A 19,815-nucleotide genomic window follows, 5' to 3' on the forward strand; every position below is an offset into this window, starting at 1 on the left:
CCTGGCCGACCGAGGTTCACCGGCGAGACCAAGGCCCGTTCAGGGCCGTAGCGGGGGTCTGGGGGCGGAGCCCCCAGGGATGGGACGGGTAGGGGCGGCGGGGGCGAAGAAACTACGTACGCTTCCCCCCGTGAACGCGAACCCCACCTTCGGCCCCGCCACCGGCATCGGTTCCCTCCCCGGCGGTGATGCCCGGGAAGCCGTGAAGGCGGCCACCGGGTCCTTCGACGACTTCCCCTTCCTGCCCGAACTCCCCGCCCGAGGCCCCGGCGCCGACATGATCGGCCGCACCGCCGGACTCCTCGTCGAGATGTACGCGCGCGTGGAGCCCAGCGGCTGGAGACTGGGGGACCGGCCGGGGCGCGACACCAAGCGCGCCCGCTCCTGGCTCGGCGAAGACCTCGACGCGCTGGAGGAGTTCACCCAGGGGTACGAGGGGCAGCTCAAGGTCCAGGCCGTCGGGCCCTGGACGCTCGCCGCAGCCATCGAGCTCAGGAACGGCGAACTCGCCCTCTCCGACCCCGGCGCCTGCCGCGACCTCGCCGGCTCCCTCGCCGAGGGCATCCGCCTCCACCTCGACGAACTCCACCGCCGCATCCCCGGCGCCCAACTCGTCCTGCAACTCGACGAACCCTCCCTCATCGCCGTACTGCGCGCACACGTGAAGACCGCCAGCGGCTACCGCACCCACCGCGCTCCCGACCGCCAGGTCGTCGAGGCGACCCTCCGCGAAGTCATCGGCGTGCACGGCGACGGGCCGACAGTCGTCCATTCCTGCGCGCCCGACGTGCCCTTCGCCCTCCTCCGCAGAGCCGGCGCCGCCGCCGTCTCCTTCGACTTCTCGCTTCTCACCGAGCGTGACGACGACGTGATCGGGGAGGCCGTCGAAAGCGGTACGCGGCTCTTCGTCGGTGTCGTGCCGGGGACGGACGGCCCATTGTCAGACCCTGCCGGTAGCGTCAGTGGTGTCAGAACGCTGTGGCGCAGGCTGGGGCTGCATCCGGGACTTCTCACGGAGGCGGTCACGGTCACCCCGGCGTGTGGACTCGCGGGCGCTTCCCCGCAGTACGCACGCAAGGCACTCGCCCACTGCGCGCAGGCGGCGAGATCACTCGCGGACAACCCAGAGTAACGGGAGGACAACACGGTGGCCGGCGAACAGCACGCACAGACCACATCGGTGCCCGCCGAGGCGCGCGACAGGCACGCCCAGCTCGCCGAGCGCATCGAGGAACACCGCTTCCGGTACTACGTGAACGACGCTCCGGTCGTGAGCGACGCGGACTTCGACAAGCTTCTGCGCTCACTGGAGGCGCTGGAGGAGGAGTATCCGGAGCTGCGTACGCCCGACTCCCCGACCCAGAAGGTCGCGGGCGCGTACGAGACGGAGTTCACCTCCGTGGAGCACCGCTCACGCATGCTCTCCCTCGACAACGCCTTCGACGACCTGGAACTGGCGGCGTGGGCGGAGCGCGTCCACAAGGACGTCGGCGCCTCCGAGCACCACTTCCTGTGCGAGCTGAAGGTCGACGGCCTCGCCGTCAACCTGACGTACGAGAACGGCCGTCTCACGCGCGCGGCGACCCGCGGCGACGGCCGCACCGGCGAGGACATCACGCCCAACGTGCGCACGATCGCCGAGATCCCGGACCGGCTGAAGGGCGACCGCGTCCCGGCGCTGGTCGAGATCCGCGGCGAGGTCTACTTCCCGATGGACAAGTTCGCCGAGCTGAACGCCCGTCTCGTCGAGGGTGGCGACAAGCCCTTCGCCAACCCCCGTAACGCGGCGGCCGGTTCGCTCCGCCAGAAGGACCCGCGCATCACGGCCTCCCGTCCGCTGCACATGGTGGTCCACGGCATCGGCGCCCTGGAGGGCTTCGAACCGCTGACCCGCCTCTCGGCCGCGTACACCCTGCTGCACGAGTGGGGCCTGCCGACCACGCGGTACGCGAAGCTGGTCGACGACCTCGACGGCGTACGGGCGTTCATCGCCAACTACGGCGAGAACCGGCACTCCGTGGAGCACGAGATCGACGGCGTCGTCGTCAAGCTCGATGAAATCCCGCTCCAGGGGCGCCTCGGGTCCACCTCGCGCGCCCCGCGCTGGGCCATCGCCTGGAAGTACGCGCCCGAGGAGGTCAACACAAAGCTCATCAACATCCGCGTGGGCGTGGGGCGTACGGGCAGGGTCACGCCGTACGCGCAGGTCGAACCGGTGACGGTGGCCGGCTCGGAGGTCGAGTTCGCCACCCTGCACAACCAGGACGTCGTCAAGGCCAAGGGCGTACTCATCGGCGACACCGTGGTGCTGCGCAAGGCCGGTGACGTCATTCCGGAGATCCTCGGCCCGGTCGCCGACCTGCGCGACGGCACGGAGAAGCCCTTCGAGATGCCGGCCAGGTGTCCTGAGTGCGGCGAGCCGCTCCGGCCGATGAAGGAGGGCGACATCGACCTCCGCTGCCCCAACGCCCGTACCTGCCCGGCCCAGTTGAGGGAGCGGCTGTTCTATCTCGCCGGGCGCAAGAGCCTCGACATCGAGAACTTCGGGTACGTGGCCGCCGCCGCGCTGACCAAGCCCCTTGAGCCCACCGAGCCACCGCTGCTCGACGAGGGCGACCTCTTCGACCTCACCATCGAGCAACTGCTGCCCATCAAGGCGTACGTCCTGGACCAGGACAGCGGGCTGCCCAAGCGGGACCCGAAGACCGGCGAGGAGAAGATCGCCACGGTCTTCGCCAACCAGGAGGGCGAGCCCCGGAAGAACGCGGTCGCGATGCTCGCCAACATCGCCGCCGCCAAGGACCGTCCGCTCGCCAGAGTCATCACCGGGCTGTCGATCCGGCACGTCGGTCCGGTCGCTGCCGAGGCGCTGGCCCGTGAATTCCGCTCGATCGAGCGCATTGAGCAGGCCTCCGAGGAGGAGTTGGCCACCACGGACGGCGTCGGCCCGATCATCGCGGCCTCGCTCAAGGAGTGGTTCGCGGTCGACTGGCACCAGGAGATCCTGCGCAAGTGGCGGGCCGCCGGGGTCCGCATGGAGGAGGAGGGCTCCGGCGAGGACGAGGGACCACGCCCGCTCGAAGGGCTCACCGTTGTCGTGACCGGGACCCTCGAACACCACACCCGGGACGGCGCGAAGGAGGCGCTGCAGAGCCGTGGAGCAAAAGTGACCGGTTCTGTTTCGAAGAAGACGTCATTCGTGGTTGTGGGTGACAATCCTGGTTCGAAGTTCGACAAGGCGATGCAGTTGAAGGTGCCTGTTCTGGACGAGGACGGCTTCGCCGTCCTGCTCGAACAGGGACCGGAGGCCGCTGCCGAAGCGGCACTTCCGACCGAAGCGGCACTTCCGGCAGAGGAGTAGCGGTTGAAGACCACCCGATCGGCGCATACCAGATGCATACGGGTGGCCGGGTCGCATTCGGGCAACCGTCGGCGACCGCTGCCCGTGGAAGCCTTCTGCGGCCTACTGTTGACGTATGCGCCTGCCGTGCCCGGATGCGGTTCGGACGCGGTCCCGTCGACGGTTGACGGACATCGGACCGCGTGGCGTGGGCACCGCCGGCTGTGAGAGGGACGGGAATGGAACCGACCGATAGCGCCGCCCCTCCTTCACGGCTGCGCGGAAGCCGGATATCCGGCGCCTGGCGCCGGGGTTCCGCCCTCTTCAAGGGCCGCCGCCCCGAACCCGGCCAGGAACAGGGCATGGCCCGCCGCACGGCACGGTTCCTGGAACGGGCGGGCGTCGGCGGCCGTACGACCGGACCGGTGAGCGGGACCGGCGGCACCGGACAGCGCATCGTCGCCGACAGCAGGGTCTCGCCCCAGCTGACGGCCCACCTCACCGCCGAGCAACGCGCCGCACAGCTCCACGCCCAGGACCCCGAACGCCAGCTGTCCTGGCCCGCGCTGCCCGCGGCGGTCGTCGCGGCGGCCGGGTTCGTTCTCGGCGCCGGCTTCTACCGCGGTTTCACCGGCCACAACGCGCTCTTCCCGTCCGGCACCGTCGGCTGGGCCTTCGCCGTCCTCACCGGCGTCATCGTCGGCCACCTCGTCGCCCTCGGCCGCGCCCGCTGGTGGGGCGGCACCGGATCGGGCGCCGCCCTCACCCTCGCCGTACTCCTGCTGTACGGGTGGGTCCCGGCCGGCATGGTCAGCCTCACCGTCGTCGTCCTGGTCGGCATAGCCCGGCGCCACCGCTGGCGGCAGGGCCTGCTGGCCGGCGCGGTGGACATCCTCGGCATCGGCGCCGGCGCGCTGGTGCTCGCCGCGTTCGGCCGGGTCCCGTCCGTCGAGACCCCGTGGAACCCGCAGACCTGGAGCGTCTACACGGCACCCGAGGTCGTGCTGATCGCGATCACCTACCTCGGAGTCACCCGCACCCTCCTCTGGTATCTGCACACTCCACGCGGCGGACTGCCCACGGTCGCCCGCTCCGCCCTGGTCAGACAGGGCCTGGTCGCGATCGCGCTGCTCGCCATCGCACCCTTGATCTGCGTCGTCGCCGTCGCCCTGCCGGTCCTGCTGCCGCTGTTCGCCATCCCCCTCATCGCCCTCGACTCCACCCTGTGGATAGCCAGGGCCCGGGCCGAGGAACAACTGCGCGACCCGCTGACCGGACTGCCCAACAGACAGTGGCTCCTGGAGCGCACCTGGACGGCCCTCGACGATGCCGAACGCATCGACGCGCGGGCCGCGTTGATGCTCATAGACCTCGACCGCTTCCGCTCCGTCAACGACACCCTCGGTCACCTCGCCGGTGACCGCCTCCTCCTCCAGATAGCGGACCGGCTGCGGCTCGCCCTGCCGCGCGGCGCGGAGGCCGCACGGCTCGGCGGCGACGAGTTCGCCGTCTTACTGCCGGTCGTCGACTCCACGACGTCGGCCACCCGCGTCGCCCGCAACCTGGTCACCGTGCTCGGCTCCCCGCTCGACCTCGACGGACTCACCCTCGTCCTGGAGGCCAGCGCGGGCCTCGCCGTCTTCCCCGACCACGCGCTCGACGCGGAGGGGCTGCTGCGGCGCGCGGACGTCGCCATGTACCAGGCGAAGCGGGACCGCACGGGCGTCGAGGTGTACGAGTCCAAGCGCGACTCGAACACCCCGGACCGCCTCGGCCTGCTGGGCGATCTGCGGCGCGCGCTCGACGCGCACGAGGTCGAACTGCACTACCAGCCCAAGGTGCGCTTCGACGGACAGGTCGCCGGCCTTGAGGCGCTGGTGCGGTGGGTGCACCCGGAGCGCGGGAAGGTGCCGCCGGACGAGTTCATAGCGATCGCCGAGTCCTCCGGGCTGATGCCCCACCTCACGGAGTACGTGCTGGAGACAGCCCTGGAGCAGGTCGCCAAGTGGCGCGCCCAGAAGCTGTTCGTCCCGGTCGCCGTCAATGTCTCCCCGCGTGACGTCCACACCCCCGGCTTCGCCGGTTCCGTCGCCGCGCGGCTGTCCCGGCACGGCGTCCCGGCGGGGGCGCTCCAGCTGGAGATAACGGAACACGTACTTCTGGAGGACCCCCAGAAGGCCGCGGACACGCTGGCTGCGCTGACCGCGCACGGCGTGAAGATGTCGCTGGACGACTTCGGCACCGGGTACTCGTCGCTGGTGCATCTGCGGCGGCTGCCGGTGAGCGAGCTGAAGATCGACCGGTCGTTCGTGGCACGGCTGGCGGTGGACACGGAGGACGCGGAGATCGTGCGGTGCACGGTCGATCTCGCGCACTCCCTGGGGCTGCTCGTCGTCGCGGAGGGCGTGGAGGACGACGAGACGTGGGAGCGGCTGCGGGATCTCGGGTGTGACGCCGTGCAGGGGTGGCTGGTCGCCGCCGCCATGCCTCCCGAGGAGGCCACCGCGTGGTTGCTGGCGCGGGGGACCCGCGGCTGGCAGCGTCCGCGGGCGGCCCTGCCCGCCGCGGAATAGAGGCGGAACAGGGGGAGAACTCCCACCCGTGGCAAACCCGTGCGCGGGTTGTCTCCCCTGCCCCCTAGGATTGGGGCCAAAACCACACCGCACTCACCCCAGAGGATCGCTGCATGCCTGGCATCACGCGCGAGGAGGTCGCCCACCTCGCACGGCTGGCGCGTCTGGAGCTGAAGGGCGAAGAGCTCGACCACTTCGCAGGCCAGCTCGACGACATCATCGGCGCGGTCGCCCGCGTCAGCGAGGTCGCCGACCAAGACGTACCGCCGACCTCGCACCCGCTGCCGCTGACGAACGTCATGCGCGTGGACGAGGTCCGTCCGTCGCTCACCCCCGAGCAGGCGCTCTCCGGCGCCCCGGCCCAGGAGCAGCAGCGTTTCAAGGTGCCGCAGATCCTGGGGGAGGACTAATCACCATGACGGACATCATCAAGCTCACGGCCGCCGAGACCGCCGCGAAGATCGCCTCCGGCGAGCTGACCGCCGTACAGGTCACCGAGGCGCACCTCGCCCGCATCGAGGCCGTCGACGAGAAGGTGCACGCCTTCCTGCACGTCGACCGGGAGGGCGCCCTCGCCCAGGCCCGCGCCGTCGACGCCAAGCGCGAGCGCGGGGAGACGCTGGGCCCGCTGGCCGGCGTACCCCTCGCGCTGAAGGACATCTTCACCACCGAGGGGATTCCGACCACCGTCGGGTCCAAGATCCTCGAAGGGTGGATCCCGCCGTACGACGCGACCGTCACCCGGAAGCTGAAGGCCGCCGACGTCGTCATCCTCGGCAAGACCAACATGGACGAGTTCGCCATGGGGTCGAGCACCGAGAACAGCGCGTACGGGCCGACCGGCAACCCCTGGGACCTCACCCGCATCCCGGGTGGCTCCGGCGGTGGCTCCTCCGCCGCGCTCGCCTCCTTCCAGGCACCCCTCGCCATCGGTACGGACACCGGCGGTTCCATCCGCCAGCCTGCCGCCGTCACCGGCACGGTCGGCGTCAAGCCGACGTACGGGGCCGTCTCGCGGTACGGCATGGTGGCGTTCTCCAGCTCCCTGGACCAGGGCGGGCCCTGCGCCCGTACGGTCCTGGACGCCGCGCTCCTCCACGAGGTCATCGCCGGGCACGACCCGCTCGACTCGACCTCCATCGACGCCCCGGTCCCGGCGGTCGTCGAGGCCGCCCGCAACGGCAGCGTCGCGGGCATGCGCGTCGGCGTCGTCAAGCAGTTCCGCGGCGAGGGCTACCAGGCCGGCGTCATCCAGCGCTTCGACGAGTCCGTGGCCCTGCTGAAGGACCTCGGCGCCGAGATCGTCGAGCTGGACTGTCCGTCCTTCGACCTGGCGCTTTCTGCCTATTACCTGATCGCGCCCTCCGAGTGCTCCTCCAACCTCGCGCGCTTCGACGGGCTCCGCTACGGCCTCCGTACGGGCGACGACGGCACGCACTCCGCCGAAGAGGTCACCTCGCTCACCCGCGCGGAGGGCTTCGGCCCCGAGGTCAAGCGCCGCATCATGCTCGGCACGTACGCGCTCAGCTCCGGCTACTACGACGCGTACTACGGCAGCGCCCAGAAGGTCCGTACGCTCATCACGCGGGACTTCGAGAAGGCGTTCGAGTCGGTCGACGTGATCGTGTCGCCCACGACCCCGACCACCGCCTTCCCGATCGGCGAGCGCGCCGACGACCCGATGGCGATGTACCTCGCGGACCTCTGCACCATCCCGACCAACCTGGCCGGCAACTCGGCCATGTCCCTGCCCTGCGGTCTCGCACCGGAGGACGGGCTGCCGGTCGGGCTCCAGATCATCGCCCCGGCCCTCCAGGACGACCGCCTCTACAAGGTCGGCGCTGCTGTCGAGGCCGCCTTCGTGGAAAAGTGGGGGCACCCGCTGCTAGAGGAGGCACCGTCGCTGTGAGCGCCATGGCCAAGAAGGCGAAGAACTTCAAGAAGTCGAAGACCGGGCTGTACGTCTCGCTCGGCAGTACCGCGTTCGGCGCGATCAGCGTCGCCAAGCAGGTCAAGCTGGCCCGCAGCGACGGGGACACCCTGCGCCTGATCGACGCCGCCGTATCCGCCGCCGCCATCGTCACCGGCCTCGCCATCCTCTACCGCGAGCTGAAGCGGCTGGGCGACGACGACGTCCTGCTGGGCTGAGAGGGAAGTTTTCACCGTGACCACCACGACCGACGAGTTGGTGTCGTACGAGGACGCCCTGGCGACCTACGACCCCGTCATGGGCCTCGAAGTCCACGTCGAACTCGGCACCAAGACCAAGATGTTCTGCGGCTGTTCGACCGAGCTGGGCGCCGAGCCCAACTCGCAGACCTGCCCGACCTGCCTCGGCATGCCCGGCTCGCTCCCGGTCGTCAACGCGACCGGCGTCGAGTCCGCCATCAGGATCGGCCTCGCGCTGCACTGCGAGATCGCCGAGTGGTGCCGCTTCGCCCGGAAGAACTACTTCTATCCGGACATGCCGAAGAACTTCCAGACCTCCCAGTACGACGAGCCGATCGCCTTCAACGGCTACCTCGACGTCCAGCTGGAGGACGGCGAGACCTTCCGCGTGGAGATCGAACGCGCCCACATGGAGGAGGACACCGGCAAGTCGCTGCACGTCGGCGGCGCGACGGGCCGTATCCACGGCGCCTCGCACTCGCTGCTCGACTACAACCGGGCCGGCATCCCCCTCATCGAGATCGTCACCAAGCCGATCGAGGGCGCCGGTGAGCGCGCTCCCGAGGTCGCCAAGGCGTACGTCGCCGAGCTGCGCGAACTCATCAAGGCGCTCGGAGTGTCGGAAGCCCGCATGGAGCAGGGCCAGATGCGCTGCGACGTCAACCTGTCGCTGCGCCCGCACGGCCGCGAGAAGTTCGGCACGCGGAGCGAGACCAAGAACGTCAACTCGCTGCGTTCCGTGGAGCGCGCGGCCCGGTTCGAGATCCAGCGGCACGCCGCCGTACTCAACTCGGGCGGGACGATCATCCAGGAGACCCGGCACTTCCACGAGGACACCGGGTCGACGACCTCGGGCCGTGTGAAGGAGGAGGCCGAGGACTACCGGTACTTCCCCGAGCCGGACCTGGTGCCGGTCGCCCCCTCCCGCGAGTGGGTCGAGGAGATCCGCGCCGGGCTGCCCGAGCTGCCGCTGGTCCGCCGCAACCGGCTCCGCGAGGAGTGGGGCATCAGCGCCACCGACATGCAGTCGATCCTCAACGCCGGTGCGATCGACCTGATCGTCGCCTCGATCGACGCCGGTTCCGACGCGGCCTCCGCGCGCAAGTGGTGGATGGGCGAACTCGCGCGCAGCGCCAACGAGTCGGGCACCTCGCTCGACGCACTGGCCATCACGCCCGAGCAGGTCGCCCGGGTCACCGCGCTGGTCACCTCCGGCGACCTGAACGACAAGCTGGCCCGTCAGGTCATCGAGGGCGTCCTCGCGGGCGAGGGCACCCCGGACGAGGTCGTCGAGAAGCGCGGCCTCAAGGTCGTCTCCGACGACGGCGCGCTCACCACCGCCGTCCAGGAGGCCATCGCCGGCAACCCGGGCATCGCCGACAAGATCCGCGGCGGCAAGGTGGCCGCGGCGGGCGCCCTGGTCGGCGCGGTCATGAAGGCGACCCGCGGCCAGGCCGACGCGGCCCGCGTCAAGGAACTCATCCTTGAGCAGCTGGGCGTCAGCGAGGGCTGAGCCGAGCAGCAGTGAAGCCGAGGGGCGCGTCGGGATTCCGATGCGCCCCTCGGCCGTTGCTTCACTCGATCACGTACGACGGCCCACGACCCGTACGAAGCCCAGGGACCGGCCCTGGTCGGCGCGCATCAGCTCCACCTGCTCGCGGGCCATGTTCGCCATGAACTCCTCGCTGCTCTCCTCGGCGCAGACCTCGCTCCACAGCAGCCAGTCCCGCCAGCCGTCGGGCAGCCAGTCGGCGGCCTCCACCGTCACGGCCCCGCTGCGTGTCCACTGGCGCCGCCACCAGTCGGCGGAGTGGAACGCCCAGAAGTCCGGGTCCCAGAACGGCTTGAGATGCTCCGGCGGCTCCACGCCGTCCGGCTCCTCGCGCAGGGCCGGCATGACGACCCCGATCCGCCCGCCCGGCTTCAGCAGCCGGGTGAGACTCGGCAGATACAGGTCGTTCGTGCCGAAGTACTGGTACGCGTCGATGCTCACGATCGCGTCGAACGACTCGTCGCCGAACGGCAGCTGATGCGCCTCGGCGTACACGGGCAGCACCCGGTCGGCGACGCCCGCCTCGGCGATGCGGCGCGCGTTCTTGCCGGGCTGGATCCACAGGTCGGCGGCGGTGACCCGGACGTCGTACTCCTTGGCGAGGAAGACCGACGTCATGGCCTTGCCGCAGCCCAGGTCGAGCACCCGGGCACCCGGCGGGAGGGTGTCGAGGCCCAGCGCGGGGGCCAGCCACTCCAGCAGCCAGAGAGCGTGCGGGCCCATCTGGTTGTCGATGGTCCAGCGGGCGTCGTAGCGGCTGCTGCGCGGGTAGTTCGGGTGGTCAAGCCGGTCGGTCCTGGAGGTGATGTCGGACATCGGTGAACGGGCTCCTCGGGTTCTGCGAAGACGAAGAACGGGACGCTTCGGAGCTCGGTCGGACCTTCAAAAAATGCACCCACTCGGGTCGCCGGCGACAAGCCGGATACGGACAGTCGACGGCTGGACGCTAGCAGTGGGCTTCCGCGACCCGCATCCGGATTCTCAGGTGAGGGCGCTACGCTCCCGCGCCATGGACGTGCACGAGAATGTGGGTGAGAACGGGGAGGACCACGAGGAGTACGAGGACGCGGAGCTGGACGCGCGGCGGGCCCGTTGGACGGCGACCGGAACCGGGGCGCTGCTGGCCCTCGTGGGGCTCGCGGCCTCGACGCTCCGCCTCACGGGCTCGGCGCCCGCACTCGTACCCGGTGCGTACGCCTTCGGCGCCGCGGTCTGTGCGCTCGCGTCGGTGCTGGGCGCGCGGGGGCGTACCCGGCGGGCGCTGTGGCTGCTGATCGGCGGGGTGATGGTGATGGCCCTCGGAGACCAGTTCGACTGAGTTGCTTATCGCGCTTTTACTGGGGCGACAGAGTTCATCTGATTGTCCTGTGATGTGACTCGCACTCTTGTGAGTAAGTGCACTATCGACTCAAACGATCATCACCGCCTGCGACAGTGGTTTGGCAATCGCTCTTGCCGTTTTTCGTTTCTTTGCGGGCCGTTCTGTTCATTCACGACTGTTCCCGGTCAAAGAACCACATGTCATCCCGGGAGCACGTCTGTGGCAGCCCTCGCACGCTGGTGTGTCAGGCACCGCCTCGTCGTCGTACTGATCTGGCTCGCCGCCTTCGCCGGAGTGACCGCCGCCGCGGCCGTCGCCGGCTCCGCGTACTCGAACGACTACGAGGCACCCGGCACCGAGTCGGGCCGCGCCACCCAGCTCCTCGAGGACGGCTTCCCCGGTCTCGGCGGCGACACCGACACCGTCGTCTGGCACACCGGCTCCGGCACGGTCCGGGCCGCCGACGTCGAGCAGACGATGAGCGACACCCTGGACCGGATCGCCGACCTGCCCGGCGTGGCCTCGGTCGTCAGCCCGTACGAGGGCCGAGGCGGCAGCCAGATCAGCGGCGACGGACGTACGGCGTACGCCACCGTCACCTTCGAGAAGTCCGCCGAGGACATCGAGGCGGGCGAGGCGCGGGCCGTCGTCGACGCGGCGCAGGCCGCGCGGGCCGACGGGCTCCAGGTGGAGCTGGGCGGCGGCGCCATCGCGCTCACCGAGTCGTCCGGCGGACACCTCGCCGAGGCTCTCGGGGTGGCCGTCGCGGCCGTCGTGCTGTTCCTCGCCTTCGGCTCGCTCGCCGCCTCCCTGCTGCCCATCGCCACCGCCCTGGTGAGCGTCGGCACGGCGTACGCCGGGATCGTGCTGCTCGGCCACGCGATGACCGTCGCAGACTTCGCGCCCATGCTCGGCATGCTGATCGGGCTCGGCGTGGGCATCGACTACGCCCTGTTCATAGTCACCAGACACCGACGCGGCCTCAAACGCGGCCTGTCCGTGACCGAGGCCGCCACCAACGCCGTCACGACCACGGGACGCGCCGTCGTCTTCGCTGGTGCGACCGTTTGCATAGCCCTGCTCGGGATGCTGATCCTGCGCCTCGGCTTCCTCAACGGCGTCGCGATCGCCGCCTCCCTGACAGTGGTCCTGACCGTCGCGGCCTCCGTGACCCTGCTGCCCGCCCTGCTGTCCTTCATCGGACCGCGCGCCCTGAGCCGCCGCGAACGGCGCAGGCTGGCCGAGCACGGGCCCGAGCCGGAGCTGCCCACCGGATTCGCCGCCCGCTGGTCCGCGTTCGTCGAGCGCCACCCCAAGCTGCTCGGCGCCGCCGCCCTGGTCGTCATGGCGCTGCTCGCCCTGCCCACCCTCTCGCTCCACCTCGGCACCTCCGACCAGGGCAACAACCCGGGCACGACGACCACACGCCAGGCCTACGACCTCATCGCCGACGGCTTCGGCCCCGGCGTGAACGGCCCGCTGACCCTGGTCACGCCCGTCTCCGACGCCGAGGACCAGCTCGTCCTCGACAACCTCGCAGCGACCCTCAGGACCACCGAGGGCGTCGCGTCGGCCTCGCCGGTGACCTACAGCGCGGACGGCTCCACCGGGTACCTCACCGTCGTACCGACGTCCTCCCCGCAGTCCGCGAAGACCAGTGACCTGGTGGAGCGGCTGCGCGAAAAGGTCCTCCCGCGCGCGGAGACCGGCACCTCCCTCGACCTCCAGGTCGGCGGGGTCACGGCGAGTTACGACGACTTCGCGGATGTGATCGTCGGCAAGCTGCCGCTGTTCGTCGGAGTCGTCATCGGCCTGGGCTGCCTGCTGCTGCTTCTCGCGTTCCGGTCGATCGGCATCCCGCTCAAGGCCGCCGCGATGAACGTCGCCGCCGTCGCCTCCGCGTTCGGGGTCGTCGTCGCGATCTTCCAGTGGGGCTGGGGGAGCGAACTCCTCGGCCTCGGCAGCCCGGGCCCGATCGAGCCCTTCCTCCCCGTGATCATGGTCTCGGTCCTCTTCGGGCTCTCCATGGACTACCAGGTCTTCCTGGTCAGCCGGATGTACGAGGAATGGCTGGAGACCGGCGACAACCGGCGGGCCGTCCGGGTCGGCCTCGCCGAGACCAGCCGCGTGATCAACTCCGCGGCCGTCATCATGATCTCCGTCTTCCTCGCCTTCGTCCTCTCCGGCGACCGCGTGATCGCCATGTTCGGCATCGCCCTGGCCGCCGCCGTCGCCCTCGACGCCTTCGTCCTGCGTACGCTCCTGGTGCCCGCGCTGATGCACCTGCTCGGCGGCGCCAACTGGTGGCTGCCCCGCTGGCTCGACCGGCGCCTCCCGCGCATCAGCATCGAGCCGCCCGAGTGCCGCGTCCCCGCCGGTGAATTGGCGGGCGTCGAGGAGGCCGCCCGTGCGAGCATCGCCGACGTAACCGATGCACCTGACGTGGGCGTCATGGACGTACGAGATGTACTCGTGAAGGAGCGACCGCAGGATGTACGCGATATCCCTGGGTGACGACGGCGCCGAACTGCGGCCCCTGGAACCCTGGCACGCCGAGGAGTTCCTCGCGCACCTCGACCGGGGGCGGGAGTTCATCACCCGGCACATCCCCTTCGGCATGAACTCCACGGACGTCGACTCCGCGCGGGAGCAGCTCCAGCGGTACGCCGACCAGCGTGCCGCCGACACCGGGTCGCTGCACGGGATCTGGCTGGACGGGAAGCTCGTCGGCGGGGTGCTGTTCCTCAACTTCAGCGCGGAGTACGGCAACTGCGAGGTCGGCTGCTGGCTGGAACCGGCCGGCACCGGACGCGGCCTGATCACGCGCGCGATGCGGGTGCTCATCGACTGGGCGATTGACGAACGGGGCATGCACCGTGTGGAGTGGCACGCGTCGTCCGTCAACGAAGCGAGCATCAACGTGGCGCGACGGCTGGGCATGAGCCGTGAGGGCCTGCTGCGGGAGAACTATCCGCACCGGGGGGTCCGCGCGGACACCGAGATCTGGTCGGTACTCGCGCCCGAGTGGCAGGCCGCACGCGCGCGTGCCGCTCACAAGGATCATTAAGGAACTTCTCAGACGACGTCCGTACGGTGCGAGGCATGGGAACCAAGACAGCAGACGAGACCGGCGCCGAGACCGGTACCGAGGCACAGAGCGACGACGCCAAGAGCGGCAAGGAGACGGTGGACATCACCAAGGACGAACAGCCGACGGAGGCCACGGCTGAGACCGAGGCCGAGGTCGAGGTCCTGGGCGACGCGGACGAGTACGAGGGCGAGGACCTCGACGAGACGGACCTCGCGCCCGAGAAGAAGAGCCCCTCCGGCGTCGGCCAGGGTGCCGCCGCCGTCGTGGCCGCCGTACTCGGCTTCGTCTCGCTCACCGGCAGCTGGCTGGGCACGGTCGCCTCCGCGCGCGCGAACATCACGGGCCAGCTGGAGATGCAGGCCTCGTCGTCCGCGAGCATCGCCGCCCAGATCGAGGCGCTCTACGGCGACGCCTGGCAGGCCACCGCGCTGTGGGGCGGCATCTTCGCGCTGGCCGCGCTGCTCGTCGGTGTCGCGGTCCTCGCCCGGCCCGCGTTCGGCGCCCCGGGCAAGCCGCAGGCCGTCTGGATCAAGTCGGTCTCCTGGGCGGGCGTCGCTCTCGGCGTCCTCGGGCTGCTTCTCGCGGTCCTGAAGTACACCGACGTACTGCTGAGCCTGCCCTCGGCCTGATCCGGGGCGGAATCACCGCAGGTCATGAGGGGCCTTAGGCCGGTCGTAAGCACCTTACGGCCCGTCTGAGGCCCCTCACCCGTTCCTAAGGCCCCCACCCCCTCGGAAGATGCGGAACTCTCCCGATGTGGCGGACCCCCCTGGGAGACGAAGGTTGGGACATCGCAGAAAGCGATGACCGACCGATCTCGTCACAGACCCGAGGGACACCACATGTTCGAGTACGAGCTCCAGCAGATCCGTTCCGCCGAACTGCGCAGCGAGGCCGCGAACGAGCGCCTCGCCCGGCAGGCGGTCCGCAGCGCCCGCGCCGCCCGCCGCGAGGCAGCGGGCCGAGCCGCAGAGGGCGAGGTGCATACCGACCACCGGCGCCGGCACTGGTTCACCCGGGCCGCGTGAGCACCGGGGGACGGGCGGACGGTCGTACGGCGGCGCTCCTCCCCGCGCACGCCGCGACTGTCCGCCCGACCGTCCCCACCGCCCCCACGGTCGTTCCGGCGGACGGCCCGATAACCAGTCCCGCGATGTCAGAGCCCTGTGCGATGCTCTGGCCCGTGGAGACCAGGTCCGTCAGTCCGGTGTTCGTCGGTCGTGTCGACGAGTTGGGGGTGTTGCGCGACGCGCTCGACCGTGCCGACAGCGGTGAGCCGCAGGCCCTGCTGCTCGGCGGGGAGGCCGGGGTCGGGAAGACGCGGCTGGTCGAGGAGTTCGCCGGGGTCGCCGACGGCCGCGGTGCCGTCGTCGTGCTCGGCGGCTGTGTCGAGATCGGCGCCGACGGGCTGCCCTTCGCGCCCTTCTCCACCGCCCTGCGCGCCCTCCTGCGGGCGCTGCCCGACGAGCTGGCCGCCGCCGCTGCCGGACAGGAACAGGAACTGGCCCGGCTGCTGCCGGAGTTGGGCGAGACCGGCGCCGGACGGCACGACGAGGAGGGCATGGCCCGCCTCTTCGAACTCACCGCGCGCCTGCTGGAACGCGTCGCCGCCGACCGGACCGTCGTCGTCGCCCTCGAAGACCTCCACTGGGCCGACGCCTCCACCCGCCACCTCCTCGCCTACCTCTTCCGCACCCTGCGCACCGGCCGCCTCGTCGTCCTCGCCACCTACCGCGCCGACGACATCCACCGCCGCCACCCCCTGCGCCCCCTCCTCGCCGAACTCGACCGGCTGCGCACGGTCCGCCGGATCGAGCTGAGCCGCTTCAACCGCGCCGAAGTGTCCTGCCAGATCGCCGGTATCCTCGCCGCCGAACCCGAACCGGCCCAGGTCGACGAGATCTTCGACCGCTCCGACGGCAACGCCTTCTTCGTCGAGGAACTCGCCGTCGCCGCCCACGAGGGCTGCCGCACCCGCCTCACCGACACCCTCCGCGACCTGCTCCTCGTCCGCGTCGAAAGCCTGCCCGAGAGCGCCCAGCGGGTCGCCCGGATCGTCGCCGAGGGCGGCTCCACCGTCGAGTACCGGCTGCTCGCCGCCGTCGCGGGCCTCGCCGAGGACGACCTCATCGAGGCGCTGCGCGCGGCCGTCGGCGCCAACATCCTGCTCGCCACCCCGGCCGGCGACGGCTACCGCTTCCGCCACTCCCTGGTCCGCGAGGCCGTCGGCGACGACCTGCTCCCCGGCGAACGCTCCCGCCTCAACCGCCGCTACGCCGAGGCCCTGGACGCCGACCCGGCCCTCGTCCCCGCCGACGAACGCACCATGCGCCTGGCCAGCTACTGGTACCACGCCCACGACCCGGCCAAGGCCCTCCCCGCCGTCCTGGACGCCTCGGTCACCGCCCGCCGCCGGTACGCCTACGCCGAGCAACTACGGCTCCTGGAACGGGCGATGGAGCTGTGGGACGTCACCCCCGACGCCGTACGGGCCGTACTCCGCCCCGTCGACTACACCGAGGTCTACCCGCCCTGCGGCTGTGACCCGGCCACCACCCCCCTGAGCTACCTCGACCTCATGGCCGAGGCCGCCGTCGCGGGCCGGCTGTGCGGGGAGCGCGAACGCGCCCTGAAGATCACCAAGCGCGCCCTGCACCTCCTGGAGGACGACGGCGATCCGCTGCGTGCCGCCTGGTTCTGGTGCCAGCGCTCCCGCCTGGTCCAGGCCCTGTCCCGGGGCGACGGCTGGCAGGAACTGGGCACCGCCCAGGAACTCGTACGGGGTTTGCCGCCCTCGGAGGTCCACGCCGAGGTCCTGGCCAGTGTCGCCACCTGGTCGATGCTGCACTGCCCGGGCCCCGAAGCCCTCGCCGCCGCCGAACAGGCTGTCGAGTACGCGCGCATGATGAGCGCCCACGAGACCGAGATGGGGGCGCGTATCACCCTCGGCGTCCTCATGGCCCAGTCGGGCGGTATCGAACGGGCCCTCGCGGAGATGCACGAGGTCAAGGAACGCGCGGTCGAGGGCCACATGCCGTTCGTCGTGGGGCGCGCCTATGTGAACCTGCCGGGCTCCCTGGAGGGAGTCGGCCGTTCCCGCGAGGCCGTTCCGATCCTGGAGGAGGGCATCGCCTACACGCGGAAATTCGGGCTGCTCGACTCCGAGGCCTGGGTGTGGGGCAATCTCTCCGAGTCCCTGTACTCCCTCGGCCGCTGGGACGAGGCAGTCGAGGCCGCGGCGAACGCGCTGCAGCGCGGCCAGAGCGACACCCCTCAGGGGGCCAGCGCCATCTGCCTGGCCCATCTCGCGCTGAGCCGGGGGGACGTGACCGAGGCGGCGAACCGACTGGCCGCCGCCCGGGCCCACTTCGGCTCCCACGACCGCATGCCCCAGTACTCGCTCCCGCTCGCCCGCATCGCCCTCGGCGTCGCCGCCGCGGAGGGCCGCCTCCTCGACGCCCGCACAGAACTGGGCCAGGTCCTGGACGCCGGCTTCCCGCCCGGCACCCACAGCTACGCCTGGTGCCTGATCCTCGCCGCCGCCACCGCCGAGGGCGACGCGCGGGACCTGCCCACCGCTGAGGCAGGCCGCCGCGAAACCCTCGAACGCATCCTCGACACCGTCAAGAAGCTCACCACGGACGCCCCCGTCTGGCTCGCCCACGAGCAGTGGGTCCGCGCCGAACTCCGGCGCGCCGACGGCACGGCCGGCCCGGACACCTGGTCGCCGGTCGTCACCGCCTTCGAGGCCCTGGACCGCCCGTACGACCTCGCCCGCGTCCGCCACCGCCTCGCCGAGGCCCTGCTGACGGACGGCGCCGAACCCGACGACCGCGACCGGGCGACCGAACTCCTCCGGCTGTCCGCCACCGTCGCCGACCACCTGGGCGCCCGCCCCCTCGCCGACGCCGTCACCCTTCTGGCTCAGCGCGCCCGCCTCACCCTGACCGGCGCCCCCGCCCGCCCCGCCCTCGACCCGGCCGAGTCCCTGGGCCTCACCAGCCGCGAACGGGACGTCCTGCGCCTGGTCTCCGCCGGCCGCACCAACCGCCAGATCGCCGAGGAACTCTTCATCTCCCCGAAGACCGCGAGCGTCCACGTCTCCAACATCCTGGGGAAACTGGGCGTCTCGGGGAGGGGAGAGGCAGCGGCGGTGGCGCATCGGCTGGGGCTGTTCCCGGCTGGTACACGCTGACGGCCTCGACGCGGGATACTGGCGGCAGGACAAACTCCGCGGAGGAGCCGTGTTGTACCAGATCGAGTTCACCGAGCGTGCCGCCGCACAGCGCGACACGCTCCCCGAAGACCGGCGCAAGCTCCTGGAACGCGGGCTGCTGAAGCTGGCCGAGGATCCCTTCACACCCGTGTCGCAGGCCGTCAGCGGCGAGGACATCCGTGTGGTGTCCGTCGCCCCCGGGCTGACCGTCGACTACATGGTCCACCGGGCGTTCCTGATCCTGGTCTCGGTGGCTGTCCTCGACCAGTCGTTGATTGACGAATAGGCCTCTGCCGGACCGCTACGTCACCTGAAGCTCCAGAATCCGGTCGTCCCCCTCCTTCGGCGTCCCCCGCCCGTCCGTCGCGCTCGTCACCAGCCACAGTTTGTCGCCGCCCGCCGACACCACCGTGCGGAGCCTGCCGTACTCGCCCTCCAGGAACGCCTGCGGGTCGGCCGCGGCCTTCGTGCCGTCGAGGGGGATGCGCCACAGGCGCTGGCCCTTCAGGCCCGCCATCCAGATCGAGCCCTCGGCGTAGGCGATACCGCTGGGGGACGCGTCGTCCGTGCGCCACTGGGCCAGGGGGTTGTGGAAGGCGTCGTCGTCGCTGTCGCCCTCCGCCTCGGGCCAGCCGTAGTTGTCGCCCGGCGCGATCTGGTTCAGCTCGTCCCAGGTGTCCTGGCCGAACTCCGAGGCGAACAGCCGCTGCTCGGAGTCCCAGGCGAGGCCCTGCACATTGCGATGGCCGTACGAGTACACCGCGGAGTCGGGGAAGGGGTTGCCCGGAGCCGGTTCGCCCTCCGGGGTCATGCGCAGGATCTTGCCGCCCAGCGAGGACTTGTCCTGCGACAGCCCCGTGTCACCGCTCTCGCCCGTGCCCGCGTACAGCATCTTGTCGGGGCCGAAGGCGATCCGGCCGCCGTTGTGGATGTATCCCTTCGGGATACCCCGGAAGACCGTGTTCGGGGCGCCCAGCTGCTCGCCCGCCGGCTTCTCCTCCTCGTACAGCATGCGGGCGATGCGGTTGTCCGACTCCGTCGTGAAGTACGCGTAGACCATGTGGTCCGACGCGAAGGAGGGGGACAGGGCCAGGCCCATCAGGCCGCCCTCGCCCGCCGGGGAGACTCCGGGCACCTCGCCCAGCTCCGTCTTCTTGCCCGTCTCCGTGTCGACCCTCGTGATCGTGCCCTCGTCACGGGAGGAGACCAGCAGATCGCCGTCCGGGAGCGGAGCCAGACCCCAGGGGCTCTTCAGGTCCTCCGTGACCGTCCGCAGCACCTTCACCGTGCCCTTGGCCGGCGGGGCGGCCTCCGCGGTCGCCCGCTCGGAGGGCGACGACGTGGACGGCGTACGCGTACCGCTCGGTGACGCACTGTCGTCGCCTCCTCCTCCCTCGTCGGAGGAGCAGCCGGCCGTGAGCAGGAGCGTGGCTGCGGCCAGTACGGCCGTCACAGCTCGACGTTGCACGATCATGGTCCCTTCGACGCGGCACGTTCTCCTTGTCATACACCGCTCGCGCCCCACGAGTTCCCGATCCCCGAAGCCTGATGCC

16 protein-coding genes are annotated in these 19,815 nt (G+C 70.8%); 14 read left to right on the top strand and 2 right to left on the bottom strand.

All coding sequences use genetic code 11. The features are described 5' to 3' along the window. Positions 1–130 precede the first annotated feature (130 nt). From ACWCRB_RS35935 to gatB, 7 genes are all read left to right on the top strand, one after another. Positions 131–1,132 (top strand): methionine synthase, encoded by a 1,002-nt coding sequence (locus ACWCRB_RS35935; protein ID WP_451000057.1) that lies wholly within the window; start codon positions 131–133, stop codon positions 1,130–1,132. Between the two features lie 15 nt (positions 1,133–1,147). Then, a complete protein-coding gene (gene ligA / locus ACWCRB_RS35940) occupies positions 1,148–3,361 on the top strand; it encodes an NAD-dependent DNA ligase LigA (protein ID WP_451000058.1) in 2,214 nt (737 codons plus the stop codon). Between the two features lie 218 nt (positions 3,362–3,579). Then, positions 3,580–5,913: a putative bifunctional diguanylate cyclase/phosphodiesterase gene (locus ACWCRB_RS35945; protein WP_451000059.1), complete on the top strand. Its 2,334-nt coding sequence runs from the start codon at positions 3,580–3,582 to the stop codon at positions 5,911–5,913. Positions 5,914–6,026: 113 nt separating this feature from the next. After that, positions 6,027–6,323: an Asp-tRNA(Asn)/Glu-tRNA(Gln) amidotransferase subunit GatC gene (gene gatC, locus ACWCRB_RS35950; RefSeq protein ID WP_037622623.1), complete on the top strand. Its 297-nt coding sequence runs from the start codon at positions 6,027–6,029 to the stop codon at positions 6,321–6,323. 5 nt (positions 6,324–6,328) lie between these two features. Beyond that, positions 6,329–7,822: an Asp-tRNA(Asn)/Glu-tRNA(Gln) amidotransferase subunit GatA gene (gatA, locus tag ACWCRB_RS35955; RefSeq protein WP_451000060.1), complete on the top strand. Its 1,494-nt coding sequence runs from the start codon at positions 6,329–6,331 to the stop codon at positions 7,820–7,822. 5 nt (positions 7,823–7,827) lie between these two features. Further along, complete coding sequence (locus ACWCRB_RS35960; protein WP_451000073.1) at positions 7,828–8,061, top strand: hypothetical protein; 234 nt, start codon at positions 7,828–7,830, stop codon at positions 8,059–8,061. 16 nt (positions 8,062–8,077) lie between these two features. Then, positions 8,078–9,595: an Asp-tRNA(Asn)/Glu-tRNA(Gln) amidotransferase subunit GatB gene (gene gatB / locus ACWCRB_RS35965; protein ID WP_451000061.1), complete on the top strand. Its 1,518-nt coding sequence runs from the start codon at positions 8,078–8,080 to the stop codon at positions 9,593–9,595. Between the two features lie 69 nt (positions 9,596–9,664). Here the strand turns inward: gatB and ACWCRB_RS35970 are convergent, their stop codons facing one another. Then, complete coding sequence (locus ACWCRB_RS35970) at positions 9,665–10,450, bottom strand: SAM-dependent methyltransferase (RefSeq protein WP_451000062.1); 786 nt, start codon at positions 10,448–10,450, stop codon at positions 9,665–9,667. Between the two features lie 193 nt (positions 10,451–10,643). On the opposite strand from ACWCRB_RS35970, the gene ACWCRB_RS35975 reads away from it, so the two are divergent. From ACWCRB_RS35975 to ACWCRB_RS36005, 7 genes are all read left to right on the top strand, one after another. Continuing rightward, on the top strand, positions 10,644–10,952 hold the full coding sequence (locus tag ACWCRB_RS35975; RefSeq protein WP_451000063.1) for a hypothetical protein: 309 nt from the start codon (positions 10,644–10,646) through the stop codon (positions 10,950–10,952). A 222-nt stretch (positions 10,953–11,174) separates the two neighbouring features. Then, positions 11,175–13,469 (top strand): MMPL family transporter, encoded by a 2,295-nt coding sequence (locus ACWCRB_RS35980; RefSeq protein ID WP_451000064.1) that lies wholly within the window; start codon positions 11,175–11,177, stop codon positions 13,467–13,469. Continuing rightward, positions 13,447–14,022, top strand: coding sequence for a GNAT family N-acetyltransferase (locus ACWCRB_RS35985; RefSeq protein WP_451000065.1), 576 nt, complete (start codon positions 13,447–13,449; stop codon positions 14,020–14,022). Before ACWCRB_RS35980 ends, ACWCRB_RS35985 begins: the two co-directional genes overlap by 23 nt. A 35-nt stretch (positions 14,023–14,057) precedes the next feature. After that, entirely contained in the window at positions 14,058–14,675 is a 618-nt protein-coding gene (locus tag ACWCRB_RS35990) for a hypothetical protein (protein ID WP_451000066.1), read from the top strand. 213 nt (positions 14,676–14,888) lie between these two features. Next, the gene (locus ACWCRB_RS35995) at positions 14,889–15,074 is read left to right on the top strand and encodes a hypothetical protein (protein ID WP_451000067.1); all 186 of its coding nucleotides are present in this window, start codon (positions 14,889–14,891) and stop codon (positions 15,072–15,074) included. Between the two features lie 143 nt (positions 15,075–15,217). Further along, the gene (locus tag ACWCRB_RS36000) at positions 15,218–18,241 is read left to right on the top strand and encodes a helix-turn-helix transcriptional regulator (RefSeq protein ID WP_451000074.1); all 3,024 of its coding nucleotides are present in this window, start codon (positions 15,218–15,220) and stop codon (positions 18,239–18,241) included. A gap of 49 nt (positions 18,242–18,290) precedes the next feature. Then, on the top strand, positions 18,291–18,548 hold the full coding sequence (locus ACWCRB_RS36005) for a type II toxin-antitoxin system RelE family toxin (protein ID WP_451000068.1): 258 nt from the start codon (positions 18,291–18,293) through the stop codon (positions 18,546–18,548). 15 nt (positions 18,549–18,563) lie between these two features. On the opposite strand, the gene ACWCRB_RS36010 is transcribed toward ACWCRB_RS36005, so the two are convergent. After that, positions 18,564–19,769 (bottom strand): PQQ-dependent sugar dehydrogenase, encoded by a 1,206-nt coding sequence (locus ACWCRB_RS36010; protein WP_451000069.1) that lies wholly within the window; start codon positions 19,767–19,769, stop codon positions 18,564–18,566. Positions 19,770–19,815 lie beyond the last annotated feature (46 nt).

This window comes from Streptomyces sp. NPDC002156 (genome assembly GCF_053593675.1).

What these genes read in the sequence shown, in the direction of transcription:
- ACWCRB_RS35945 (WP_451000059.1), top strand. Translation starts at nt 3,580, where the DNA reads ATGGAACCGACCGATAGCGCCGCCCCTCCTTCACGGCTGCGCGGAAGC.
- gatC (WP_037622623.1), top strand. Translation starts at nt 6,027, where the DNA reads ATGCCTGGCATCACGCGCGAGGAGGTCGCCCACCTCGCACGGCTGGCG.
- gatA (WP_451000060.1), top strand. Translation starts at nt 6,329, where the DNA reads ATGACGGACATCATCAAGCTCACGGCCGCCGAGACCGCCGCGAAGATC.
- ACWCRB_RS35960 (WP_451000073.1), top strand. Translation starts at nt 7,828, where the DNA reads ATGGCCAAGAAGGCGAAGAACTTCAAGAAGTCGAAGACCGGGCTGTAC.
- ACWCRB_RS35970 (WP_451000062.1), bottom strand. Translation starts at nt 10,450, where the DNA reads ATGTCCGACATCACCTCCAGGACCGACCGGCTTGACCACCCGAACTAC.
- ACWCRB_RS35975 (WP_451000063.1), top strand. Translation starts at nt 10,644, where the DNA reads ATGGACGTGCACGAGAATGTGGGTGAGAACGGGGAGGACCACGAGGAG.
- ACWCRB_RS35985 (WP_451000065.1), top strand. Translation starts at nt 13,447, where the DNA reads ATGTACGCGATATCCCTGGGTGACGACGGCGCCGAACTGCGGCCCCTG.
- ACWCRB_RS35990 (WP_451000066.1), top strand. Translation starts at nt 14,058, where the DNA reads ATGGGAACCAAGACAGCAGACGAGACCGGCGCCGAGACCGGTACCGAG.
- ACWCRB_RS35995 (WP_451000067.1), top strand. Translation starts at nt 14,889, where the DNA reads ATGTTCGAGTACGAGCTCCAGCAGATCCGTTCCGCCGAACTGCGCAGC.
- ACWCRB_RS36000 (WP_451000074.1), top strand. Translation starts at nt 15,218, where the DNA reads ATGCTCTGGCCCGTGGAGACCAGGTCCGTCAGTCCGGTGTTCGTCGGT.
- ACWCRB_RS36010 (WP_451000069.1), bottom strand. Translation starts at nt 19,769, where the DNA reads ATGACAAGGAGAACGTGCCGCGTCGAAGGGACCATGATCGTGCAACGT.